This is a genomic window from Kitasatospora purpeofusca (genome assembly GCF_036010405.1).
Lineage (GTDB): Bacteria > Actinomycetota > Actinomycetes > Streptomycetales > Streptomycetaceae > Kitasatospora > Kitasatospora purpeofusca.
On the sequence record NZ_CP108561.1, the window covers coordinates 4,460,268 to 4,484,998 of the forward strand.

Sequence of the window (24,731 nt, forward strand, 5' to 3'; positions counted from 1 at the left end):
CTGACTGGCGGCCCCGCTCGATCAGGAGGGTGCGGGGCCACTGTGTCTGTCGAGCCTACGCCCGACGTCCGGGCGGCGGACACGGCGTCCGCGATGCGGTCAGCCGGGTGGCCGCCGTGCGGGGCGCCGGTCACCCCCGGCGCGGGGCCGGGCCGCCCCCGGCGCGGCTCAGGACGGGGTGATCGCGACGGTCAGGTCCAGCACGTACGGCTCGACGACCGTGCCGTCCGGGAACTCCGCCAGCAGGGCCTCGCGCTCGACGGCCAGCAGCGGCGCGCGCTGTTCCGGGGTGAGCGCGGCGAGGTAGGAGCGGGAGGTGAGGTCGGTGATCACATGCTCCACGGAGACCCGGCGCTCCCAGCGGAGCCGGGCGTGCTCCGTCCTCAGGTCGTACGGGGCGAGGTGGGAGGTGACCTCGTCGACGGCGCCGTAGCCGTGGTAGGTCGCGGGCAGCGCGGCGTGCAGCCGCTCGCCCAGCGCCCGCACCCAGGCGACGCCGCTGTCCTTCACGTTCCACCAGAGGGCCAGCGCGCCGCCGGGCCGCAGGACCCGGACCGCCTCCGGCACGGACTTCTCCGGGGTGGTCCAGTGGAAGGCCTGGGCGTAGGTGACGAAGTCCGCCGAGTCGTCGTGGAACGGCAGCTCGTCGCCGCTGCCCCGGACCAGCCCGAGCCCGGACGAGCCGGCGAGGAACTGCGCGGCCATGCCCGCGTTCGGCTCCACCGCGACCACGTCGGCGCCGCGGCCGGCCAGCAGCCGGGTCGAGATGCCGGTCCCGGCGCCGACGTCCAGCACCCGCGCGCCCTCCAGACCGCGCCCGGCCAGCCGCTCCAGCGCGTCGAACAACTCCTGCGGGTACGAGGGCCTGGCCCGGTCGTACTCCGCCGCCACGCCGCCGAAGGACTTCGCGAGTTCACGGAAGTCGCTGCTGGGCCCGGTTCCGGTCTTTTCCGCCATGTGTCCTCCTGTGGACGGCAGTTCGTGTGCCGTCAGCGTACGCGCGCGGAGGTGGCCAGGTGCAGGCGGGTGAAGGCGAGGGCCTCGGCGAGATCGGCCTCGCGTTCGGCGGGCGACGTCGAGCGGCGGGTGTTGACCTCCAGCACGACGTGGCCGTCGAAGCCGGTCCGGGCGAGGTGTTCCAGCAGTTCGGCGCAGGGCTGCTTGCCCCGGCCGGGGATGAGGTGCTCGTCCTTGCCGGAGCCGGAGCCGTCCGCCAGGTGGATGTGGGCGAGCCGGTCCCCCATCCGCTCGACCATCGCGAAGGCGTCCACCCGCGAGGTGGCGACGTGCGACAGGTCGATGGTGAAGTGCCGGTACTCCTCCTCGGTGACGTCCCAGCCCGGCGCGTACGCGAGCATCTCGCGGTCCTTGTACCGCCACGGGTACATGTTCTCGACCGCGAAGCGGACGTCCGTCTCCCCCGCCATCCGGTGGATGCCCTCGACGAACTCCCGGGCGTACTGCCGCTGCCAGCGGAACGGCGGGTGGACGACGACCGCGCTCGCGCCGAGCTTCTCGGCCGCCGCGCGGGCGCGGACCAGCTTGGTCCACGGGTCGGTGCTCCACACCCGCTGGGTGATCAGCAGGCAGGGCGCGTGCACGGCGAGGATCGGCATGCGGTGGGCGTCGGAGAGCCTGCGCAGCGCCTCGATGTCCTGGCTGACGGGGTCGTTCCAGACCATCACCTCGACACCGTCGTAGCCGAGTTTGGCGGCCAGCTCGAAGGCGACCGCGGTGGTGGCCGGGTAGACCGAGGCGGTGGAGAGGACGACCTTGGTGTCCGGGATGTGCAGGGCCGGGTGCGGGGGCAGGACCAGGCGGTCGGTGGTGCGCAGCAGCGGCGGGCGGGCGGCGGCCTGGCGGGCGGCCTTGACCGACTTCACGGACTGGACGGCGGCCTTGGCGGCGCCGGCCGCCCGGGCGGTGCGGGTGGGCTCGGCGCCAGGGGCCTTGGGGTCCTTGACGCCCTTGACCGCCTTGCCGAGCTTGCGGGTCTGCGTGGGAGCCCCCGGGCCGGCGTCCGGACCAGGGGTCGGGGCGGGCGTCGGGGCGGCGTCCGGAGCGGGGTCCGGGCCGGTGCGGCGCCCGGGGCGGCGCGGGGCGTCCGACCGCGGCTTCCCGTCCTGGGGCGCGCGGCCCTCCCGCGTCCCGTCCTCGTCCGCTGGTTGCGCCACGGGAGACAGCGTAAGCGGATCGCGCCCCGAACGGGGAGCCGGTCGGCGCGCGCCCGGCCGCCCCGCTCCCGGGGTCAGGGAGTGAGCGCGACGGGCCGACGGCGGTCGGCCGGGCTGTCCATGGCGTCCAGCCGGCGCAGGATGATGCCCTCGCGCAGCGCCCAGGGACAGACGTCCAGCTCGTCCAGACCGAACAGGTCCATCGCCGCGTCGGCGACCAGCGCGCCCGCGAGCAGCTGCTTGGCGCGGCCCTCGGAGACCCCGGGGATCTGCGCCCGTTCGGCGACGGTCATCGCCGACAGCCGGGGCAGCCAGGCGGCGAGGTTGTGGCGGGTGAGCCGGCGGTCCGTGTACGGGCCGGCGTCGGCCGGGGCCGCGCCGGTCATCCGGGCCAGCTGCTTGAAGGTCTTGGAGGTGGCGACGGCGTGGTCCGGCGCGCCGAGCCGGGAGACCTCGCCGACGACGGTGGCGATCTCGGCGCGGATGTGCCGTCTGAGCTCGCGCAGCCGCTCGGGGTCGGCGACGTCGCCGGGCAGCCAGCGGGCGGTCAGCCGGCCGGCGCCCAGCGGCACCGAGCAGGCCACGTCGGGCTGCTCGTCCAGGCCGCAGGCGATCTCCAGCGAGCCGCCGCCGATGTCGAGGTTGAGCAGCCGGCCGGAGGACCAGCCGAACCAGCGGCGCACCGCGAGGAAGGTGAGCCGGGCCTCGTCCTGGCCGGCGAGCACCCGCAGTTCGACCCCGGTCTCCTCGGCGACCCGGCGGAGCACCTCCTCGCCGTTGGCGGCCTCGCGCACGGCGGAGGTGGCGAAGGGCAGTATGTCGACGACGCCCTTGTCCTCGGCGACCCGCAGCGAGGAAGCGATCATGCCGATCAGCTTCTCGACCCCGGATCCGTCGATCGCGCCCTGCTCGTCGAGGAGTTCGGCGAGCCGCAGCTCGGCCTTGTGGGAGTACGCGGGCAGGGGTGCGGCGCCCGGGTGGGCGTCGACCACCAGGAAGTGGACCGTGTTGGAACCTACGTCGAGTACACCGAGTCGCATAACCCTCCACGCTACGCGATCTCACGCCGGAGGAGACCGGTCGTGCCGGTGTTCGTGCTGGTCCGGGTACTGATCGCGGCCCGGGACGGGCCGACCGGGCCGGACCGGGGCCCGGTTCGAACGGCATTCGGCCGGTGTTGGCCCGCAGTTCACCGCACCCGGCGGTGAACTCGCCGTGAACCGCGCGACCACGGACGGTTCGCAGCTCCGCGGAGGCTCTACCCTTGCCGGGTGGCAGCAGCAGACACGTCCCAGCACAGCGGCACCTCCAAGGGCGGGAAGAAGAAGTCCGGGAACGACGGCCCGGGCGCCGTCGACCTCGCGATGCCGACCCTCCGCTCCGAGCTCCGGCCCGAGGTCCCGCTCGACTTCGCGCGCGCCTGGGTCGAGTTCACCGACCCGGAGGACGAGGAGCAGGTCTTCCGCTGCGACCTGACCTGGCTGACCTCCCGCTGGTCGTGCATCTTCGGCCAGGGCTGCCAGGGCATCCGCGAGGGCCGGGGCGAGTCCGACGGCTGCTGCACCCTGGGCGCGCACTACTCGGACGAGGACGACGAGAAGCGTGTCGTCGGCCACGCCGCCCGGCTGACCCCGGAGCTGTGGGAGAACCACGCGCACGGCACGGACGCCAAGGGCCGGATCAAGGTCGACGGCGGCATCACCATGTTCGACGAGGACGGCGACCGCCAGACCCGGCGGGTCGACGGCGCCTGCATCTTCGTGAACAGCCCCGGCTTCGCCGGCGGCGGGGGCTGCGCCCTGCACGCGCTGGCGCTCGCGGAGGGCCGCGAGCCGCTGGAGACCAAGCCGGACGTCTGCTGGCAGCTGCCGGTCCGCCGCACCTACGACTGGATCGACCGGCCCGACGACACCCGCTACCTCCAGGTCACCATCGGCGAGTACGACCGCCGGGGCTGGGGCCCGGGCGGCCACGACCTGCACTGGTGGTGCACCGGCAGCCCGGACGCCCACCAGGGCGCCGACCCGGTGTTCGTCAGCTACCGCCCGGAGCTCACCGAGCTGATGGGCCGGGCCGCGTACCGGGTGCTGGCCGGCCTCTGCGAGGAGCGGATCGCCACCAAGGGCGACCGCAAGGTGGCCCCGCACCCGGCCGACCCGGTGAAGCGGCCCAAGGCACCGAAGAAGTAGCGCGCCCCCGGGCGCGTCCCGGGGGCGGGCCGGCCCGCCCCCGGCCACCTGCCGATCGCCGGCTACTTGTCGATGTCGCCGACGACGAAGAACATCGAGCCCAGGATCGCCACCATGTCCGCGACCAGCGTCCCCGGCAGCAGCTCGGTCAGCGTCTGGATGTTGTTGAACGAGGCCGAGCGCAGCTTCAGCCGCCACGGCGTCTTGTCGCCGCGCGACACCAGGTAGTAGCCGTTGACGCCGAGCGGGTTCTCGGTCCAGGCGTAGGTGCTGCCCTCCGGCGCCTTGAGCACCTTGGGCAGCCGCAGGTTCACCGGTCCCGGGGCGAGCGTGGCCAGCTTGTCGAGGCAGGCGTCGGCGAGGTCGAGCGCGTTGACGGTCTGCTCCAGCAGGCACTCGAAGCGGGCCAGGCAGTCGCCCTCCTCGCGGGTGACCACGGTCAGCACCTGCCGCAGCTCCTCGCTGCCGTAGGCCAGGTAGGGCTCGTCCCGGCGCAGGTCGAGGTCCAGCCCGCTCGCCCGCGCGATCGGGCCGCTGGCGCCGTACGCCTCGGCCTGCGCCCGGGTCAGGACGCCGACCCCGGCGGTACGGGCGCGGAAGATCTCGTTGCCCAGCACCAGGTCCTCGAAGACCGGAAGCTGGGAGCGGACGACGGCGACGGCGGCGCGGACCCGGCCGAGCCAGCCGGCCGGCAGGTCCTCCTTGAGGCCGCCGACCCGGTTGAACATGTAGTGCATCCGGCCGCCGGAGGCCTCCTCCAGCACGTGCTGGAGGTCCTCGCGGCCGGTGAAGGCGTGGAAGATCGGGGTGATCCCGCCCAGCTCCAGCGGGTAGGAGCCGAGGAACATCAGGTGGTTGAGGACGCGGTTCAGCTCGGCCAGCAGGGTGCGGATCCACACCGCCCGCTCGGGCACCTCCATGCCGAGCATCCGCTCGACGCCGAGCACCACGCCCAGTTCGTTGGAGAAGGCCGAGAGCCAGTCGTGCCGGTTGGCCAGCATGATGATCTGCCGGTAGTCCCGGGCCTCGAAGAGCTTCTCCGCGCCCCGGTGCATATAGCCGATCACCGGCTCGGCGCTGACGATGCGCTCGCCGTCCAGCACCAGGCGCAGGCGCAGCACACCGTGGGTCGCCGGGTGCTGCGGGCCGATGTTGAGCACCATGTCGGTGCTGCCCGCCCCGCCCGCGAAGTTCTCGGCTCCCGCCCCGATGCCGACCGTGGTCTCCCTCATGGGGTCAGAGTCTGCCATCCCGGCAGCGCCCCGAGGCTCGGCGGTACCGGCATCCGGACGGCCTGCGAGAGCCAGCCGAATCCGCCCAGGCCGGCGGGGTCGGTGAGCTCGGCGCCCTCGCCCGCGCCGCCGAGCGCGCGCAGGTAGCCGACCGGGTCGCTGGAGGCGAGGGCCAGCGGCGGCCGGGCGCCGCTGACGCCGAGCGCCCGCAGCGCCTCCCGCTGCGTCGTCCACAGGCTGTGGAGACCGGGCGCCGCCACCGCGTCCAGTGCCACGTGCGCGGTGACGTCGCACGAGCCGTCGGGCACCGGGGCCACCTCGCGTCCGGCCCGGAAGCCGGTCCGGGTGGGGAACGGCGGCCGGCGGCCGGCGGTGTGCCCGTAGTCGACGGCCACGGCCAGTCCCCGCTCCAGGCCGGCCACGGCGTGCGCCCAGGCGGCGTCCCTGGGCGCGCCGAACTCGACGAAGTCCCCGGGCCGTTCGGCCGGCCACCAGCGGGCGGCCCAGTCGGCGTCGGCCGCGTCCACCGGCCCGCCGAGCCGCTCCTCGCCGGTCGCCGGGTCCACCTCCAGGTAGCGGAGCAGCCCGTCCTCGTCGACCTCGCCGGTGTCCAGCGGCACGTTGTCCAGCCACTCGTTGGCGAACAGCAGCCCGGTGACGCCGCGCGGCACCTCCGCCGTCCACAGCGTCGCGGCCCGGGCCCGCTCCGTCCACAGGCCTGTGGACGGAGCGGCGGGCGGGAGGTCCGGGCGGTCGGCGAGCTCCACCGCCCACACCCGCAGCCGCTCCCCCACCTCTTCCGGCAGTTCGGCCAGCACCCCGGCGACCAGCTCGCCCCGACCGGCCCCGACGTCCACGAGGGCCAGCTCCTCCGGACGGCCGAGCGCCGCGTCCACCTCCAGCAGCAGCCGGGCCACCGCCCGGGCGAACAGCGGCGAGGCGTGCACCGAGGTGCGGAAGTGCCCGGCCGGGCCCTCCGGCCTGCGGTAGAAGCCGCCGTCGGGGTCGTAGAGGGCACGCTCAGTGGCGGGCGCCCACCGCATCCAGGTCATGGGGCGGGACGCTACACACCCGGTCCGTACCCGCCCAATCCCTACGGCAACGGCATGCCGGGCTCTCCGACCTAGGGAGTAGGGCGGATCGCCCTCCCGGCGGACCTGGGCACGGTGTGCGACTGCCTACGCTTGAGTCGTGCATCGACTCAACGCCTGGCTCCGCCGTCACCCCATGGTGATCGACTCCGTCTGGGCCGCGATGGTGCTCTTCGTCGGCGTGCTGCCGGAGGACGGGAGCGAGGACGGCGGCTGGCGCCTCGGGGTCCACTACGCCATCGCCGTCGCACTGCCCCTGCTGATGGTGTTCCGCCGGCGCTTCCCCGACGCGACCGTGGCCGCCGCGGGCCTGATCGGGATCGCCCAGGTCCTGCTGGACGTCAACCCGGCCATCTCCAGCATCGCCTACCTGATCTTCGCCTACACGGGCGCCGCGTTCGGCAGGCCGTGGACGTCCCGGTTCGCCCTGTTCGGCGGCCTGCTCGCGGGCCCGCTGGTGTACTGGCGGCTGCATCCGCAGAAGATCCAGTCGGTCGGCGACTCCGACGTCCACTTCGTGAACTACTCCGCCCCCGAGGCGCTGCTCATCATCGGTCTGATGACCACCCCGTTCCTGCTCTGCTGGGGCTGGGGCCGGCTGACCCGGGTGCGCCGGGCGTACCTGGTCGAGCTGGAGGACCGCGCGGCCAGGCTGGAGCGGGAGCGGGACGCCCAGTCCAAGGTCGCGGTCGCCGCCGAGCGGGCCCGGATCGCCCGGGAGCTGCACGACGTGGTCGCGCACAACGTCTCGGTGATGATCGTGCAGGCCGACGGCGCCGCCTACGTCCTGGACAACTCACCGCAGCAGGCCAAGGAGGCGCTGAGCACCATCGCCTCCACCGGCCGGCAGGCGCTGGTCGAGATGCGCCGGCTGCTGGGCGTGCTGCGCAGCGCCGACAGCAAGGGCGAGGAGTACGTGCCGCAGCCCGGCGTCGAGGAGCTGCCGGAGCTGCTCGACCAGGTCCGCACGGCCGGCCTGCAGGTGGACTTCGCCACCTCGGGCCACCCGCGCGAACTGCCGCGCGGCGTCGAGCTGACGGTCTACCGGATCGTCCAGGAGGCACTGACCAACGTCCGCAAGCACGGCGGCCCCGATGTCCACGCCCGGGTCGCGGTCGACTTCGGCGAGCGCGAGCTCGCGGTGCTGGTCGAGGACGACGGCCGCGGCAGCACCGACGAGCAGCTCGCCTCCGGCGGCCCCGACGGCCAGGGCCACGGCCTGATCGGCATGCGCGAGCGGGTCGGTATGGTCAGCGGCAGCCTCGACATCGGGCCGCGCCCCGGCGGCGGATTCCGGATCCGCGCCGTCCTGCCGCTCAAGGCCGCCTGACCCCCGGACACCCGCAGACCCGCCGACGGGCACCACCGCCCCCGCCGTCCTCCCCGAGGAACCCAGAGGAGCCACCCATGACCATCCGCGTGATGCTGGTCGACGACCAGGAGCTGCTGCGCACCGGATTCCGGATGATCCTCCAGTCGCAGGGGGACATCGAGATCACCGCCGAGGCCGGGGACGGCGCCCAGGCCGTGGAGAAGCTCCGGCACACGGAGGTGGACGTGATCCTCATGGACGTCCGGATGCCGCGGCTGGACGGTGTGCAGGCGACCCGGCGGATCTGCCTGGCCGAGGACGGCAGCCCGGTGCCGGACGCCCCGCACGTGCTCATCCTCACCACCTTCGACCTCGACGAGTACGCCTTCGCCGCGCTCAAGGCCGGGGCCAGCGGCTTCCTGCTCAAGGACGTGCCGCCGACCGAGCTGGTGGCCGCGATCCGCGCCGTCCACGGCGGGGACGCCGTGGTCGCGCCGACCACCACCCGCCGCATGATCGACCGCTTCGCCGAGGTGCTGCCGACCCCGCAGAGCGGCCCGGGCGGCTCCGACACCCTGGGCCCGCTCACCGAGCGCGAGCGCGAGGTGTTCCTGCTGGTCGCCCAGGGCCTGTCGAACGGGGAGATCGCGGCCCGGCTGGTGCTCTCCGAGGCCACCGTGAAGACCCACGTCGGGCGGATCCTGGCCAAGCTGGGCCTGCGGGACCGGGTCCAGGCCGTGGTCCTGGCCTACGAGGCCGGACTGATCCGGGCCGGCGCCACCGACTGACCCGCCCGCGCCCTCTCCCGCGCTCCGCCGCCCGCCCGCGCTCCGCCCCCGTCCAGGCTCCGGACCCGGCCCCGCGCCCGGTCCGGAGCGAACCGCTCCGCGGGCCCGGCCCCGCCCGTAGAATGGGCCGGTACGTCCGGTACCCCGGCAGTGGACTGGAACGGAACCCCTGGACAAAGGTGGACGCGTGAGTCCGTCCGACTTCGCCGACCGAGGCGAGTTCGCCCCGCTCGCCGACGGCCTCGGCGACCCCGCCGACCCCGGCAACCGACCCGCCCGCCTGGCCGTCGGCGTGGTCGGCACCGGCCGGGTCGGCCCGGCGCTCGGCGCCGCCCTCCAGCTCGCCGGCCACAAGGTGGTCGCCGCCTCCGGGGTGTCCGCCGCCTCGCAGCGCCGGGCCGAGACCCTGCTGCCGGGCGTACGGATCGTCACCCCGCCGCAGGTGCTGGCCGCCGCCGACCTGGTCCTGCTCACCGTCCCCGACGACGCGCTGGCCGACCTGGTCGCCGGCCTCGCCGCCACCGGCGCCGTCCGGCCCGGCCAGATCCTGGTGCACACCTCCGGCGCGCACGGCGTGGCCGTGCTGGAGCCGGCCGCCGCGACCGGCGCGCTGCCGCTCGCGCTGCACCCCGCGATGACCTTCACCGGCACCTCCGTCGACCTGGCCCGGCTGGCCGGCTGCCCCTTCGGGGTGACCGCCCCCGAGGAGCTGCGGCCGGTCGCCGAGGCACTGGTGGTGGAGATGGGCGGCGAACCCGAATGGGTGCCGGAGGGCGTCCGCCCGATGTACCACACCGCCCTCGCGCACGGCGCCAACCACCTGGTCACGCTGGTCGCGCAGGCGATGGAGCTGCTGCGCACGGCCGGCGTCGCCGAGCCCGGCCGGATGCTCGGCCCGCTGCTCGGCGCCGCGCTCGACAACTCCCTGCGCTCCGGCGACGCGGCCCTCACCGGCCCGGTCGCCCGGGGCGACGCCGGCACCGTACGCCGCCACCTGGCGCAGCTCAGTACGGTGTCCCCGGACATCCCCGCCGCCTACCGGGCGATGGCCCGGGCCACCGCCCAGCGGGCCCTGGCCCGCGGGACGATCGACGAAACGTCGGCGGCGGCGCTGCTGGACGTACTGAACGAGGAGACGCAGTAATGGCACGCGGCAAGCAGCTGGGCAAGACCCAGCACGCCCCGAAGGTCCACCGGGCCGTCGTCACCCGCACCGTCGACGACTTCGAGTCGGCGTTCTGGCCGGACGAGCAGCCGGTCGACAACGCGGTCGTGATGACGATGGGCGCCCTGCACGAGGGCCACGCCGCGTTGATCCGGGCCGCCCGCAAGCAGGTCGGCCGGGACGGCCGGGTCGCCGTCACCGTCTTCGTCAACCCGCTGCAGTTCGGCGCCGGCGAGGACCTGGAGCGCTACCCGCGCAGCCTGGACGACGACGTGCTGCTGGCCGAGGCCAACGGCGCCGACGTGGTCTTCGCGCCGTCCGTCGACGAGGTCTACCCGAACGGCGAGCCGCAGGTGCGGATGGCGGCCGGCCCGATGGGCGAGCGCTACGAGGGCGCCACCCGGCCCGGACACTTCGACGGGGTGCTGACCGTCGTCGCCAAGCTGCTGCACATCACCGACCCGGACTTCGCGTTCTTCGGCGAGAAGGACGCCCAGCAGCTGGCGGTCGTCCGCCGGATGGTGGCCGACCTGGACTTCGACGTCGAGATCGTCGGCGTGCCGACCGTCCGCGAGGAGGACGGCCTGGCGCTCTCCTCCCGCAACCGCTACCTCTCGGCCGAGGAGCGCTCCCACGCCCTGGCCCTGTCCGGGGCCCTGTTCGCCGGCCGGGACGCGGCCGCGCGCGGCCCGAAGGCCGCGCTCGACGCCGCCTCCGCCGTGCTCGACGCCGCCGAGGGCGTCGACCTCGACTACCTCGCCCTGATCGATCCGTACGACTTCACCGAGGCGCCGGACGGCTTCCGGGGCGAGGCGGTGCTGGCCGTCGCCGCGAAGGCGGGCGCGACCCGTCTGATCGACAACGTCCGCGTCGTCGTCCGGTAGCCACCGCGCCGGACCGCACCACCGAACCGCAGGACCGCAGGACCGGACCGGCACGCCGGACCGAAACAAACGCTCGCCCGCAGAGCGTTGGGCAGCAAGTACCCCCTAGGCATGCACTCACAGGAGGCGTGACCCGCAATGCTCCGCACCATGCTCAAGTCCAAGATCCACCGGGCCACCGTGACCCAGGCCGACCTGCACTACGTCGGCTCGGTCACCGTGGACGAGGACCTGCTCGACGCCGCCGACCTGCTCCCCGGCGAGCTGGTCCACATCGTCGACATCAACAACGGCGCCCGGCTGGAGACGTACACCATCGCCGGCCCGCGCGGCTCCGGCGTCATCGGCATCAACGGCGCCGCCGCCCGCCTGGTCCACCCCGGCGACCTGGTCATCCTGATCGCCTACGGGCAGATGGACACCGCCGAGGCCAAGGGCTACCTCCCCAAGGTCGTCTTCGTCGACGAGCGGAACCGGGTCACCGGCACCGGCGGCGACCCGGCCGAGGCCGGGGAGGGCACCGGACTGCTGCGCGGCGACGCGGCGTACCGTGGCGACAACGGTGCGGCCGACCCGGTCGCGCGCTGAAGGAGCCACTGAAGTCATGTCCGTCACCCACCGCCTCACCGCCCCCGCGCCGGGCTGGACCACCGACACCGACGTCGTCGTGGTCGGCTCCGGCGTGGCCGGGCTCACCGTCGCCCTCAACGTCCGCCGGGCCGGCCTGCGGGCCATGGTGGTCACCAAGGCGATGCTGGACGACGGGTCCACCCGCTGGGCCCAGGGCGGCATCGCGGCCGCCCTGGGCGAGGGCGACACCCCCGAGCAGCACCTGGCCGACACCCTGGTGGCGGGCGCCGGGCTGTGCGACGGGGACAGCGTCCGCACCCTGGTCACCGAGGGCCCGGACGCGGTCCGCCGGCTGATCGCGGTCGGCGCGGCCTTCGACCGGGGCGAGGACGGCGACGTCCTGCTCACCCGCGAGGGCGGCCACCACCGGAACCGGATCGCCCACGCCGGCGGGGACGCCACCGGCGCCGAGATATCCCGCGCCCTGGTCGAAGCCGTCCGCCGGGACCCGGACGTCGAGCTGATCGAGCACGCCCTGGTGCTCGACCTGCTCACCGACGCCGACGGGCACGCCGCCGGACTCACCCTGCACGTGATGGGCGAGGGCCAGCGGGACGGCGTCGGCGCCGTCCGCGCCCGCGCGGTGGTGCTCGCCACCGGCGGCATGGGCCAGGTCTTCTCGGCCACCACCAACCCGGCGGTCTCCACCGGCGACGGCGTGGCGCTCGCGCTGCGGGCCGGCGCCGAGGTCACCGACCTGGAGTTCGTCCAGTTCCACCCCACCGTGCTCTGGCTCGGCCCCGAGGCGGAGGGCCAGCAGCCGCTGGTCTCCGAGGCGGTCCGCGGCGAGGGCGCGCACCTGGTCGACGCGGACGGCGTGCGGTTCATGCTCGGCCAGCACGAGCTGGCCGAACTCGCCCCGCGCGACATCGTCGCCAAGGCGATCACCCGCCGGATGCGGGAGCACGGCACCGACCACATGTACCTGGACGGGCGGCACTTCGGCGCCGAGATGTGGCAGCGGCGCTTCCCCACCATCCTGGCCTCCTGCCGCGCGCACGGCATCGACCCGGTCACCGAGCCGATCCCGGTCTCGCCGGCCGCCCACTACGCCTCCGGCGGGGTGCGCACCGACACCCGCGGCCGGACGTCCGTGCCCGGCCTCTCCGCGTGCGGCGAAGTGGCCTGCACCGGGGTGCACGGCGCCAACCGGCTGGCCTCCAACTCCCTGCTGGAGGGCCTGGTCTTCGCCGAGCGGATCGCCGCCGACCTGACCGCCCGGCACGCCGCCGGGGACCTGCCCGAGCGCGTCGTCGACGTCGAGGCGGCCAGGGCGGCCCGCCCGGTGCCGCTGCCCGCGCCCGAGGCCCGGGCCGAGATCCAGCGGCTGATGTCGCGCGGCACCGGCGTGCTGCGCTCGGCCGCGTCGATGGCCGCCACCGCGGAGGGCCTCGCCCTGCTCGCCGACCAGACCCGCGCCGCCGTCGCCGAGGAGAAGCCGGCCGACCCCCGGGTGGAGACCTGGGAGGCCGCCAACCTGCTGCTGGTCGCCGACGCCCTGGTCACCGCCGCCGCGCAGCGCGAGGAGACCCGCGGCTGCCACTGGCGCGAGGACTTCCCGGAGCGCGACGACGCGCACTGGCAACGCCATCTGATCACCACCCTCACCGCCTCCGGCGGACCCGTCAGCACCCTCGAGGAGCCGTAACACCATGACCGACGCGACCGACGTGACCCACCTGCACGAGCACGAGCACGACGAGCTCCCGCTGGCCGGCGGCTGCGGCGACGGCTGCGCCTGCGGGGACGGCGAGGGCTACGAGACCGGCCTGGACCCCCAGCTCGCCGAGCTGCTGGAGGAGGCCGGGCTGGACCCGGTCGAGGTCGAGGACATCGCGACCCTGGCGCTGGCCGAGGACCTCGCCGGCGGCGAGGACGTCACCTCGGTGGCCACCGTGCCCGCCGACGCCGTCGCCACCGCCGACTTCACCGCCCGCGAGGCGGGCGTGGTGGCCGGCCTGCGGATCGCCGAGGCCGTCGTCTCGCTGGTCTGCGAGGAGGAGTTCGAGGTCGAGCGGCACGTCCAGGACGGCGACCGGGTCGAGGCCGGCCAGGTGCTGCTCTCGGTCCGCTCCCGCACCCGGGACCTGCTGACCGCCGAGCGCAGCGCGCTGAACCTGCTCTGCCACCTGTCCGGCATCGCCACCGCCACCCGCGCCTGGGCGGACGCCCTGGAGGGCACCGACGCGGTGGTCCGCGACACCCGCAAGACCACCCCGGGCCTGCGCGCGCTGGAGAAGTTCGCGGTCCGCTGCGGCGGCGGCGCCAACCACCGGATGGCGCTCTCGGACGCGGCCCTGGTCAAGGACAACCACGTGGTCGCGGCCGGCGGCGTCGCCGAGGCGTTCCGGGCCGTCCGGGCCGCCTACCCGGAGCTGCCGGTCGAGGTCGAGGTCGACACCCTGGAGCAGATCGCCCCGGTCCTGGAGGCCGGCGCGGAGCTGATCCTGCTGGACAACTTCACCGTCCCGCAGCTGCGCGAGGCGGTCGCCCTGGTCGCCGGCCGGGCCGAGCTGGAGGCGTCCGGCGGACTCACCCTGGCCACCGCGCGCGAGGTCGCCCAGACTGGTGTCCAGTACCTGGCGGTCGGCGCGCTGACCCACTCCTCGCCGATCCTGGACATCGGCCTGGACCTGCGCGCCTGACCGTCCGTCCGGCCCGTTCGCCCGTTCGCCCCTGGTCCTCGACGCAGAAAGCACCTGATGCTGCTCACCATCGACGTCGGCAACACCCAGACCACCCTCGGCCTGTTCGGCGGTGAGGAGGTGGTCGAGACCTGGCGGATCTCCACCGATCCGCGCCGCACGGCGGACGAGCTGGCGGTGCTGCTGCACGGCCTGATGGGCTCCCAGGGGGCGAACGGCTCGCGCACCGCGATCGCGGACGCGAAGGTCGAGGGCCTGGCGATCTGCTCCTCCGTCCCCTCCGTGCTCCACGAGTTCCGCGAGGTGGCGCGCCGGTACTACGGCGACGTCCCCGCGGTGATCGTGGAGCCGGGGGTGAAGACGGGGGTGCACGTCCTCATGGACAACCCCAAGGAGGTCGGCGCCGACCGGATCGTCAACGCGCTGGCCGCCAACCACCTCTACGGCGGCCCCTGCATCGTGGTCGACTTCGGCACCGCCACCACCTTCGACGCGGTCAACGCCCGCGGCGACTACGTCGGCGGCGCGATCGCCCCCGGCATCGAGATCTCGGTCGAGGCGCTCGGCAACCGCGGCGCCCTGCTGCGCAAGATCGAACTGACCCGCCCGCGCAATGTGATCGGCAAGAACACCGTCGAGGGCATGCAGTCCGGCATCCTCTACGGCTTCGCCGGGCAGGTCGACGGCCTGGTCGACCGGATGGCCCGGGAGCTGTCCAAGGACCCCGACGACGTCCAGGTGATCGCCACCGGCGGCCTGGCCCCGCTCGTCCTCGGCGAGGCCGGCTCCCTCGACGTCCACGAGCCCTGGCTCACCCTCATCGGCCTGCGCCTGGTCTTCGAACGCAACCGCCCGAGCTGACCCGGGGGTCGCGCCGCAGCGTCCGAACGTGGGGGCTCGGCGCGACACTACCGACAAATCGGATATTCCTCACGTAGTGTCAGCCCATGCCTACGCCACACGGATCGCGCGGCGGCATGGCCTTCAGCGCCGACGAAGTCCGCGTGCTGCGCCGCGCCCTCGCCCAAGCCCTGCACCCCGCCGTCCCCGTCCACTTCCAGCTCCCCGACCGGCCGCTGCTGTACGCCGACGCGGGTGCCGCCCTGTGGGCCGAGGACGTCCAGGACGCACTGCGCCTGACCGAGGCGATCGACGAGGCCGTCCAGGAGGGGGGCCGGCTGCGCGCCTTCCTCCTCGCCGACCTCACCCGCTACCGGGCCGCCCTGCCCGGCAGCGCCAGCGGTTACCTGGAACGGCTGGAGGAGGCGGTGACCGACGGCTACCTCCCGGGACCGGAGGACCTCACCGCGCTGCGCGGACTGTCCCGCCAGCCCTGCGGCCAGCACGAGCGCTCCCGCCGCTCCCGGCTGGCCGGCCGCTGCCACGCGCTGGCCGAGGCCGCCGTCCGCGAACGGCTCGCCCTCACCAGCGGCCAGCGCCACCTCGTCGCCGTACCGAGCCCCGCCGCACCCCCGAGCAGTCCCCTCATCCCTGTTGGAGGACGGATCCCGATGAGCAGCACCGAGCACCCCGCCGAGCAGCCCGCCGCCGCCCGCAAGGGCGCCCCCCGCGGCCCGCAGGACCAGCGGCCCGCCCGGCCGCACCGGATGCCCACCCCCGCCGAACTGTTCGGCCGCCGCCCCAAGGCCGCGCCGCATCCGGACCGGCCGGTCCACCCGGCGGCACCCGAGGACCTGGAACTGGCCACCGGCACCGGCTGAGCCCGCCCCGCCACCGCCTCCCCGGTCCGTCTGTCGACAATTCCCTTCCCTGGGCGGATCGTTCGGGTCACAACTCGATAACCATCACCGGGCGGGCCGCCGGATCGCTCCCGTCCTGTACGAATTGATGGGCGATCAACCGGCTTGACGTCGGGCCGACCGTCCATAGGGTCGCGGGGACACTCCACCATCAAGAGGATCCCCGTGAACTCGACCCGTACGCGCCGGGTGCTCGGCGCGGCCGCGGCCACGGCCGTCGCCGCCCTGTCCGTCGGCACGCTCGCCGTCCCCGCCCACGCCGCGGGACCGGCCCTCAGGCTCGACGTCGGCCCCATGATCAAGATCTCGGGCGAGCCGACCACCCAGCCGCAGTTCGGCGAGAACGTCTTCCTCCGGGCCGGCCGGACCGGCACCGCCCCGGTCCAGAACGCCAAGCTCACCCTCGACACCACCGGGCTGGACGGCATCGCCGTGCTCACCGTCTCCGGCGGCCGCTGCGTCACCGCGGCCCGGACGATCACCTGCGACCTCGCCTACCTCAACAGCGACAGCGAGAGCGTTCCCGGCTCCCTGTGGCTGAGCGCCGTCCCCGGGGCCAGGGCCGGTACCAAGGGCGTGGTGCACGCCGCGCTGACCGCGCCCGGCGCCGAGTCGGCGAACAAGGACTTCTCGGTCGAGGTCGGCGGCGCCGTGTTCCGGGCCGCCGAGATCGCCCCCAGGACGCAGGCCGAGGTCGGCAGCACCTTCACCCCGGCCGTGCGGTTCGCCAACCGCGGCGGCGTCTCGGCCGCCCGGGCGATCGTCGAGATCATGATGCTGCCCGGGCTGAAGGTCGAGAACTGGCCGTCCAACTGCGAGTACGCCACCGACCCGGGCCAGATCGGCCAGGAGGGCTTCGGCGCGCCGATCGCGACCACCCACGCCATCTGCACCGTCGAGGGCGAGATCCTGCCCAACGAGCCGGTCCGGCTGAACGGCCTCGACCTCACCGTCACCTCCGAGGCCCGTTACACCTTCACGGACTTCATGGTCTTCACCGACCCGGACGCGCCCGGCGCGCAGGGGCCGGCGCTGCGCCGGCGGCTCGCCTTCGAGCACGGCACCGGCGCGCCCGCCACCCTGCCCCGCGACTTCGCCGAGGGCATCCCCTCCGGGTACCCCGACATCAACGGCCACTTCACCGAGCAGGAGGTGTTCGCGGACAACGGCGCCGACTTCGGCCTGACCGGCAGCTGGACCCCGGACTCCTCCGGACGCGCCGGCACGCTCAGCATCACCGCCACCAACCGGGGCCCGGCCGCGATCTTCGACCGCAGCGGCGGCGACGCCACCCCGTTCGTCCGGATCCAGCTGCCCGAGGGCGCCTCGGTCACCGACCTGCCCAAGAACTGCCGGGCGAACAACCGCGTCCAGGGCGTGCCCCAGGACCACCCGCTCAACAGGTTCGACTGCGACGCCTTCGCCTTCTACATCGCGAACGGCGCGTCCAGCACTCGCGTCCTGGGCGTGAAGCTGGACGAGGGCACCGTCCCGCTGTCGGCCGTCGTCTCGTTCCAGAACGAGGTCAGCGACCTGGAGGACGGCTACCCGAGCGCCCCCATGAGCTGGGACCCCGACCCGGACAACAACCGGATCAAGGTCGCGCTGCGCTCGCTCCCCGCGCCCGGGACGCCCGCCCCGGACGGCGGGGACGGGGCCCCGGAGGAGCCGGTCGTACCGGCCTCGGCGGCGGACTCCACCGGCACCGGCTCCGGCAGCGTGACCGGGACCGGCTCCACCGGCGGCACCGCCACCACCACCGCGGCCGGCCGGACCGCCACCCGGACCGGTACCACCGGGACGGCCGGGAGCACCGGCACGGCGACGCTCGACCTCGCGGACGGCGGCGAGCTGGCCGACAGCGGCCGGGGTGACGCCGTCCCGCTGGCCTGGGCCTCCGCCACCGCGCTGACCCTGGGCGGCGCCGCGTTCCTCACCTCCCGCCGCCTCGGCCGCCGGCGCTCCTGAACCCGTCGCGCGGGGCGCGGGCGGCGTACCCCGCCCCCGTCCCGCGCGGCGCGGTAATCCCGTGGCGGAGCACCACCGCGGGCTGGCTACCCTGGTGGGGTGAGCGATCAGAGTCCCATCACCGCGACCGACGACCTTCCCGAGCAGATGCGCGTCCGGCGCGAGAAGCTGGACCGGCTCCGGGCGGCCGGCATCGACCCGTACCCGGTCGGCTTCCCCCGCACCAGCACCATCGCCGACCTCCGGGACAAGCACCCGGACCTGGCCCCGGACACCGCGACCGGCGAGCGGACCGGCATCACCGGCCGGGTGATCCTCTCCCGCACCGGCGGCAAGCTCTGCTTCGCGACCCTGCGCGACGGCTCCGGCGACCTCCAGGTGATGCTGTCCCTGGACAAGCTGGGCGAGGAGCGGCTGGCGGCCTGGAAGTCGGACATCGACCTGGGCGACCAGGTCGGCGTCGAGGGCGAGGTGATCACCTCCCGCCGCGGCGAGCTGTCGGTGATGGTGGACCGCTGGGAGCTCACCGCCAAGTGCCTGCGCCCGCTGCCCGACAAGCACAAGGGCCTGACCGACCCGGAGGCCCGGGTCCGCCAGCGGTACGTCGACCTGATCGTCAACCCCGAGGCCCGCGAGATCCTGCACCTGCGCTCCAAGGTGGTCCGCTCGATCCGCCGCACCTACGAGGAGCGCGGCTACATCGAGGTCGAGACCCCGATGCTGCAGCCGGTGCACGGCGGCGCCAACGCGCGTCCGTTCAAGACGCACATCAACGCCTACGACATCGACCTCTTCATGCGGATCGCCCCCGAGCTCTACCTCAAGCGGCTGGTCGTCGGCGGCGCGGAGAAGGTCTTCGAGATCAACCGCAACTTCCGCAACGAGGGCGCGGACTCCACCCACAACCCGGAGTTCACCTCGCTGGAGTCGTACGAGGCCTACGGCGACTACGACACCCAGGCCGAGCTGATCCGGGCCACCATCGTCAACGCGGCCCGGGACGCGCTGGGCACCACCGTGATCAGGGGCCTGGACCCGCACGGCGTCGAGCACGAGATCGACCTGGCCGAGCCCTGGGCCGAGGTGAGCGTCTACCCGGGCATCTCCGCCCACCTGGGCACCGAGGTCACCCCGGAGACCGGCGTCGAGGAGCTGCGCAGGCTGGCCTCCGAGCACGACATCCCCTTCGAGAAGTCCTGGGGCCACGGCCAGATCGTGCTGGAGATGGTCGAGCGCCTGCTGGAGGAGAACGCCGTCCGGCCGACCTTCATCAAGGACTACCCGACCGAGGTCTCCCCGCTGACCCGCCAGCACCGCTCGATCCCGGGCGTGGCCGAGAAGTGGGACCTGGTGATCTTCGGGACCGAGATCGGCACCGCCTACTCCGAGCTGATCGACCCGGTCGAGCAGCGCGCCCGCCTCACCGCGCAGTCCCTGCTCGCGGCCGGCGGCGACGTCGAGGCGATGCAGATCGACGAGGACTTCCTGCGGGCCCTGGAGTACGCGATGCCGCCCACCGGCGGCCTCGGGCTCGGGGTGGACCGCCTGATCATGCTGCTCACCGGCAAGAACATCCGGGAGACCGTGCTCTTCCCGCTGGTGAAGCCGGAGCCCAAGGCGTCCGCCGGTACGGCGGAGCAGACCGAGGAGGAGTGACCTGATGGACTACGTCAGCGCGATCGTCCCACCGCTGGTCATGGCGATCGGCTTCGGCTTCCTGGTGCGGGCCATCATCCGCACCCAGGGCGGCGCCCAGAAGGCCAAGGAGGACCTGGTCGACTGAGTCGCCGCACGGCCGCCCGGCATCCGCCGGACGCCCCGTCGCACCCCGCGCCGCCATTCCCGGATTCCGGGGGTGGCGGCGCGCCGGTTTCGCGGCACTTCACAAGTTTTGCCCTGTTCACTCCCTATCCTGGCCGGACTATGGTCCGGCAACTCGGCGAACTTGAGAACGCCATCATGACCCGGGTGTGGCAGTGGAACCGACCGGTCACGGTTCGCGAGGTCCTTCTGGATCTGCGGTCGGAACGGGAAATCGCGTACACCACGGTGATGACCGTCCTGGACAAGCTGCACCGAAAGGGCTGGCTCCGCCGGGAGCGCGTCGGCCGGGCCTATCGATATGAACCGGTCTCCTCGCGCGAGGCGTACACGGCGGCCCTGATGAACGACGCGTGGGCGACCGGCGACAATCCGGCCGCGGCCCTGGTGCACTTCTTCGGCCTGATGTCGCCGGAGCAACGGGAGGCGCTGCGGGACGCCTTGCGGGTGGCCGCTCTGTTCCCGACCGATCCGGCGGCCCCGGATTCCCCGGAGAGCGGACCGGGGGGCGGAGCGGATACCGGGGAGACCGGATCGGGGCCGGCACGATAACGTCCCGCCATGGAGGTCACCATCCGCCGGGCGCGGACCACGGACGTGCGGGCAGTGCGCGGGCTCATCGACACCTACTCGCGTGACGGGATTCTGCTCGACAAGCCCACCGTCATGCTGTTCGAATCGGTGCAGGAGTTCTGGGTCGCGGAACGCGACGACAACGGGACGGTAGTGGCCTGCGGAGCGCTCCACGTCATGTGGGAGGACCTCGCCGAGGTCCGCACGCTCGCCGTCGACGAGTCCTGCCGGGGCCACGGCGTCGGACACCTGCTGCTGGAGAAGCTGCTGGAGACCGCCCGCTGGCTCGGCGTCCGTCGGATTTTCTGCTTGACGTTCGAGGTCCCGTTCTTCGCGAAACACGGTTTCGTGGAGATCGGCGAGGCCCAGGAAACCGATGATGGTACGACAGACCCGGCGGCGATCGCTACGGATGTCTATGAAGAACTTCTCCGCTCGTACGATGAAGGTGTTGCCGAGTTCCTCGACCTGGAGCGTGTGAAGCCCAACACGCTGGGCAACTCGCGCATGCTGCTGCACCTGTGAGCCGCCCCCGGGACGGTCAGGGGTTTGTGTTTTCCGGGAAAAGGCGCTTTCCTTTCCTTAGGCAATGGGTCGTTTAGCGGAAAGGGAAGCCCGTGGCACAGAGGGTGCAGGTCATTCTTGAAGACGATCTCGACGGCGGGTCGGCGGACGAGACGGTGACGTTCGCGCTCGACGGCGTTGCCTACGAGATCGATCTGAAGAGCGCCAACGCGGACAAGCTCCGCGGTCTGCTGGCGCCGTTCGTCGAGAAGGGGCGCAAGCAGAGCGGCCGCCTCGCAGGCCCCCGCCGCGCGGGCCGCAGCACCGCCCCGCGCCCGTCCGGCAGCGTCCCGGACACCGCCAAGATCCGCGCGTGGGCCAAGGAGCAGGGCCTGGAGGTCAACGACCGCGGTCGTGTCCCCAGCAATGTGCGCGAGGCCTACGAGAAGGCCAACGCGGCCTGATCCGGGCACTGCCCGGCCGCCCGGACGGGTGCGGTGCCCCGGGCACCGGCCGGAGCGTCCACGGCACACGCGCGGGGCGCGGAGGGATTCCCTCCGCGCCCTGCGGCGTACGTCCGGACGGCGCCGCGGCGGCCCGGCGCGGGCGCGGCCGCCCGTTCGGGCAGCGGGCCGGGTACGGACTCGGGCGGCAGAACGGTCACGGCCTGTGCAACGCTGGAGGGGCGAAGCGGTAACGCGGACACCACCGGGATGGCGTACCGGCCACCGCGACCGCGGCTGACCGACCGTCAGTGGCGGCCGACTTCTCGCCAGGCGAACACCGCCACCGCGGAAACTGCGCGAGAACCGCCCCGATACCGGGTATGAATGCAGATGGACGGGGTCCGCGACCCCGTCCGGGGCAGTACGCGTGACCGGTCGGACGCCCACCGACTGCGCCGCGGCGGCGGTTGTTCGCCGATGGCGTAGCGGTATCCGGTGCATCCGGCCCGCGTGCGGGAACACCGTCTCCCAACATCGGGTTGGGATTGGTGTCGGCTGGTCGCGCAGCATGTCGCTCCTCGCGAGGGGAGCGAATCCGTGGGCCGCGCCGCTGAGCGGGACTAGCATGCGGAAGGACAGGGCGGGGACGGACCCCGAACTGCCCGACCGCTCTGAGGAGCGATAAACGATGTTCGAGAGGTTCACCGACCGCGCGCGGCGGGTTGTCGTCCTGGCTCAGGAAGAAGCCCGGATGCTCAACCACAACTACATCGGCACCGAGCACATCCTCCTGGGTCTGATCCACGAGGGTGAGGGTGTCGCCGCTAAGGCCCTGGAGAGCCTCGGGATTTCTCTTGAGGCCGTTCGCCAGCAGGTCGAGGAGATCATCGGCCAGGGCCAGCAGGCCCCGTCCGGTCACATTCCCTTCACCCCGCGGGCCAAGAAGGTGCTGGAGCTGTCGCTCCGGGAGGCCCTGCAGCTCGGCCACAACTACATCGGCACCGAGCACATCCTGCTCGGCCTGATCCGCGAGGGCGAGGGCGTCGCCGCCCAGGTCCTGGTGAAGCTGGGCGCCGACCTGAACCGGGTCCGTCAGCAGGTCATCCAGCTGCTCTCCGGCTACCAGACCCCCGGCGGCAAGGAGTCGGCCACGGCCGGCGGGCCGGCCGAGGGCACCCCGTCGACCTCGCTGGTCCTGGACCAGTTCGGCCGCAACCTCACCCAGGCCGCCCGCGAGGCCAAGCTCGACCCGGTGATCGGGCGCGAGAAGGAGATCGAGCGGGTCATGCAGGTGCTGTCCCGCCGCACCAAGAACAACCCGGTCCTGATCGGTGAGCCCGGCGTCGGCAAGACCGCCGTCGTCGAGGGCCTGGCCCAGGCGATCGTCAAGGGCGAGGTCCCGGAGACGCTCAAGGACAAGCAGCTCTACACGCTGGACCTGGGCGCCCTGGTGGCCGGCTCGCGCTACCGCGGTGACTTCGAGGAGCGCCTGAAGAAGGTCCTCAAGGAGATCCGCACCCGCGGCGACATCATCCTGTTCATCGACGAGCTGCACACCCTGGTCGGCGCGGGCGCCGCCGAGGGTGCCATCGACGCCGCCTCGATCCTCAAGCCGATGCTGGCCCGCGGTGAGCTCCAGACCATCGGTGCCACCACGCTCGACGAGTACCGCAAGCACCTGGAGAAGGACGCCGCGCTGGAGCGCCGCTTCCAGCCGATCCAGGTCGCCGAGCCCTCGCTGCCGCACACCATCGAGATCCTCAAGGGCCTGCGCGACCGCTACGAGGCCCACCACCGGGTCTCGATCACGGACGCCGCCCTGGTCGCCGCCGCCACCCTGGCCGACCGGTACATCTCGGACCGCTTCCTGCCGGACAAGGCGATCGACCTGATCGACGAGGCCGGCTCCCGGATGCGCATCCGCCGGATGACCGCGCCGCCGGACCTCCGCGAGTTCGACGAGAAGATCGCCGATGTGCGCCGCGAGAAGGAGAGCGCGATCGACGCGCAGGACTTCGAGAAGGCCGCGTCCCTGCGCGACGACGAGAAGCAGCTCCTGCAGGCCAAGGCAAAGCGGGAGAAGGAGTGGAAGGCCGGCGACATGGATGTCGTCGCGGAGGTCGACGAGGAGCTCATCGCCGAGGTCCTGGCCACCGCCACCGGCATCCCGGTCTTCAAGCTGACCGAGGAGGAGACCTCCCGGCTGCTGCGCATGGAGGACGAGCTGCACAAGCGCGTCATCGGCCAGAAGGACGCCATCAAGGCGCTCTCCCAGGCCATCCGGCGCACCCGTGCGGGCCTCAAGGACCCGAAGCGCCCCGGCGGCTCGTTCATCTTCGCCGGCCCGTCCGGCGTCGGTAAGACCGAGCTGTCCAAGACGCTCGCCGAGTTCCTCTTCGGCGACGAGGACGCGCTGATCGCGCTGGACATGTCGGAGTTCTCGGAGAAGCACACCGTCTCCCGGCTCTTCGGCTCGCCCCCCGGCTACGTCGGCTACGAGGAGGGCGGCCAGCTCACCGAGAAGGTGCGCCGCAAGCCGTTCTCCGTCGTCCTCTTCGACGAGGTCGAGAAGGCCCACCCGGACATCTTCAACTCGCTGCTGCAGATCCTGGAGGACGGTCGCCTGACCGACTCCCAGGGCCGCGTGGTCGACTTCAAGAACACCGTCATCATCATGACGACCAACCTCGGCACCCGGGACATCTCCAAGGGCTTCAACCTGGGCTTCGCGGCCCAGGGCGACACCCAGACCGGGTACGACCGGATGAAGGCGAAGGTCGGCGAGGAGCTCAAGCAGCACTTCCGCCCCGAGTTCCTGAACCGCGTCGACGACATCGTGGTCTTCCACCAGCTGACCGAGGAAGACATCATCCAGATCGTCGACCTCATGATCGACAAGGTGGACGAGCGGCTCAAGGACAAGGACATGGGCCTGGAGCTCAGCGTCGAGGCCAAGAAGCTGCTGGCCAAGCGCGGCTACGACCCGATCCTGGGCGCCCGGCCGCTGCGTCGGACCATCCAGCGCGAGATCGAGGACCACCTCTCCGAGAAGATCCTCTTCGGCGAGCTGCGGGCCGGCCACATCGTGGTCGTCGGTGTCGAGGGCGAGGGCAAGGAAGCGAAGTTCACCTTCCGCGGCGAGGAGAAGTCCGCAGTCGCGGACACTCCGGCCGCCGTCGCCTCGCCGGGTCCGGACCTGACGAAGTAGCAACATTTAACAGACAACAGCAACGGTTAGGGCCCCCGGCGTTCGCGCCGGGGGCCCTGACCGTTTTCCGCGCGCCCGTCGAAACTGTGATCAGAACCACGAACCGGCAGGTCGTTGGCCTGAACGGGGGCCGGTGCGGGTGCGATCGAAGCTATGGTCATCTTTAATGACAATGATGTTGACAGGACGTCAGCTGATACGCAGTCGCGGAGGATAGCGCTGTGGCCATGTCACGGTCAAGGTCTATCTTTTCCGTCCACGCTTGGATCAAATGACGTCCACCTGTCTTTCATTGGTTTACCGGAAGGCCAAGAGCCGGACGGTTTGGGGAGGACGTCACA

At 72.9% G+C, this 24,731-nt stretch carries 22 protein-coding genes; 17 read left to right on the top strand and 5 right to left on the bottom strand.

All coding sequences use genetic code 11. From position 1 onward, the window contains the following. Positions 1-168 precede the first annotated feature (168 nt). The 3 genes from OG715_RS19700 to OG715_RS19710 form a co-directional block, all read right to left on the bottom strand. Entirely contained in the window at positions 169-957 is a 789-nt protein-coding gene (locus tag OG715_RS19700) for a class I SAM-dependent methyltransferase (RefSeq protein WP_266270106.1), read from the bottom strand. Positions 958-989: 32 nt separating this feature from the next. Continuing rightward, positions 990-1,793: a sugar phosphate isomerase/epimerase family protein gene (locus OG715_RS19705; RefSeq protein WP_266271745.1), complete on the bottom strand. Its 804-nt coding sequence runs from the start codon at positions 1,791-1,793 to the stop codon at positions 990-992. Positions 1,794-2,248: 455 nt separating this feature from the next. Further along, the gene (locus tag OG715_RS19710; RefSeq protein ID WP_266270107.1) at positions 2,249-3,214 is read right to left on the bottom strand and encodes a Ppx/GppA phosphatase family protein; all 966 of its coding nucleotides are present in this window, start codon (positions 3,212-3,214) and stop codon (positions 2,249-2,251) included. A 324-nt stretch (positions 3,215-3,538) separates the two neighbouring features. On the opposite strand from OG715_RS19710, the gene OG715_RS19715 reads away from it, so the two are divergent. Then, a complete protein-coding gene (locus OG715_RS19715; protein WP_266271746.1) occupies positions 3,539-4,363 on the top strand; it encodes a hypothetical protein in 825 nt (274 codons plus the stop codon). A 62-nt stretch (positions 4,364-4,425) separates the two neighbouring features. Here the strand turns inward: OG715_RS19715 and OG715_RS19720 are convergent, their stop codons facing one another. Both OG715_RS19720 and OG715_RS19725 read right to left on the bottom strand, forming a co-directional pair. After that, positions 4,426-5,595, bottom strand: coding sequence for an NADH-quinone oxidoreductase subunit D (locus OG715_RS19720; protein ID WP_266270108.1), 1,170 nt, complete (start codon positions 5,593-5,595; stop codon positions 4,426-4,428). After that, positions 5,592-6,647: an SAM-dependent methyltransferase gene (locus OG715_RS19725; RefSeq protein ID WP_266270109.1), complete on the bottom strand. Its 1,056-nt coding sequence runs from the start codon at positions 6,645-6,647 to the stop codon at positions 5,592-5,594. Before OG715_RS19725 ends, OG715_RS19720 begins: the two co-directional genes overlap by 4 nt. Positions 6,648-6,786: 139 nt before the next feature. Between OG715_RS19725 and OG715_RS19730 the strand changes: the two genes are divergently transcribed. From OG715_RS19730 to OG715_RS19805, 16 genes are all read left to right on the top strand, one after another. Beyond that, positions 6,787-8,016, top strand: a complete 1,230-nt coding sequence (locus OG715_RS19730) for a sensor histidine kinase (protein WP_266270111.1) — start codon at positions 6,787-6,789, stop codon at positions 8,014-8,016. Between the two features lie 77 nt (positions 8,017-8,093). Then, positions 8,094-8,786, top strand: a complete 693-nt coding sequence (locus OG715_RS19735) for a response regulator (protein ID WP_266270112.1) — start codon at positions 8,094-8,096, stop codon at positions 8,784-8,786. Positions 8,787-8,973: 187 nt separating this feature from the next. After that, entirely contained in the window at positions 8,974-9,930 is a 957-nt protein-coding gene (locus OG715_RS19740; RefSeq protein WP_266270113.1) for a Rossmann-like and DUF2520 domain-containing protein, read from the top strand. Then, complete coding sequence (panC, locus tag OG715_RS19745) at positions 9,930-10,835, top strand: pantoate--beta-alanine ligase (protein ID WP_266270114.1); 906 nt, start codon at positions 9,930-9,932, stop codon at positions 10,833-10,835. Before OG715_RS19740 ends, panC begins: the two co-directional genes overlap by 1 nt. 138 nt (positions 10,836-10,973) lie before the next feature. Then, entirely contained in the window at positions 10,974-11,423 is a 450-nt protein-coding gene (gene panD / locus OG715_RS19750) for an aspartate 1-decarboxylase (protein WP_030393765.1), read from the top strand. A 16-nt stretch (positions 11,424-11,439) separates the two neighbouring features. After that, positions 11,440-13,113, top strand: coding sequence for an L-aspartate oxidase (locus OG715_RS19755; protein WP_266270115.1), 1,674 nt, complete (start codon positions 11,440-11,442; stop codon positions 13,111-13,113). A 4-nt stretch (positions 13,114-13,117) separates the two neighbouring features. Then, a complete protein-coding gene (nadC, locus tag OG715_RS19760; protein ID WP_051741594.1) occupies positions 13,118-14,110 on the top strand; it encodes a carboxylating nicotinate-nucleotide diphosphorylase in 993 nt (330 codons plus the stop codon). 57 nt (positions 14,111-14,167) lie between these two features. Continuing rightward, entirely contained in the window at positions 14,168-14,971 is an 804-nt protein-coding gene (locus tag OG715_RS19765) for a type III pantothenate kinase (RefSeq protein WP_266270116.1), read from the top strand. 86 nt (positions 14,972-15,057) lie between these two features. Further along, entirely contained in the window at positions 15,058-15,831 is a 774-nt protein-coding gene (locus tag OG715_RS19770) for a hypothetical protein (protein ID WP_266270117.1), read from the top strand. Between the two features lie 204 nt (positions 15,832-16,035). Next, entirely contained in the window at positions 16,036-17,838 is a 1,803-nt protein-coding gene (locus OG715_RS19775) for a hypothetical protein (protein WP_266270118.1), read from the top strand. 99 nt (positions 17,839-17,937) lie between these two features. After that, positions 17,938-19,494: a bifunctional lysylphosphatidylglycerol synthetase/lysine--tRNA ligase LysX gene (gene lysX / locus OG715_RS19780; RefSeq protein ID WP_266270120.1), complete on the top strand. Its 1,557-nt coding sequence runs from the start codon at positions 17,938-17,940 to the stop codon at positions 19,492-19,494. Between the two features lie 4 nt (positions 19,495-19,498). Next, complete coding sequence (locus OG715_RS19785) at positions 19,499-19,621, top strand: hypothetical protein (RefSeq protein WP_030393758.1); 123 nt, start codon at positions 19,499-19,501, stop codon at positions 19,619-19,621. 140 nt (positions 19,622-19,761) lie between these two features. Continuing rightward, on the top strand, positions 19,762-20,211 hold the full coding sequence (locus OG715_RS19790) for a BlaI/MecI/CopY family transcriptional regulator (RefSeq protein ID WP_266270121.1): 450 nt from the start codon (positions 19,762-19,764) through the stop codon (positions 20,209-20,211). Between the two features lie 9 nt (positions 20,212-20,220). Further along, the gene (locus OG715_RS19795; protein WP_266270122.1) at positions 20,221-20,757 is read left to right on the top strand and encodes an amino-acid N-acetyltransferase; all 537 of its coding nucleotides are present in this window, start codon (positions 20,221-20,223) and stop codon (positions 20,755-20,757) included. A 92-nt stretch (positions 20,758-20,849) separates the two neighbouring features. Then, positions 20,850-21,200: a histone-like nucleoid-structuring protein Lsr2 gene (locus tag OG715_RS19800; protein WP_266270123.1), complete on the top strand. Its 351-nt coding sequence runs from the start codon at positions 20,850-20,852 to the stop codon at positions 21,198-21,200. A gap of 670 nt (positions 21,201-21,870) precedes the next feature. Further along, positions 21,871-24,390: an ATP-dependent Clp protease ATP-binding subunit gene (locus OG715_RS19805; protein WP_266270125.1), complete on the top strand. Its 2,520-nt coding sequence runs from the start codon at positions 21,871-21,873 to the stop codon at positions 24,388-24,390. Positions 24,391-24,731: the final 341 nt, after the last annotated feature.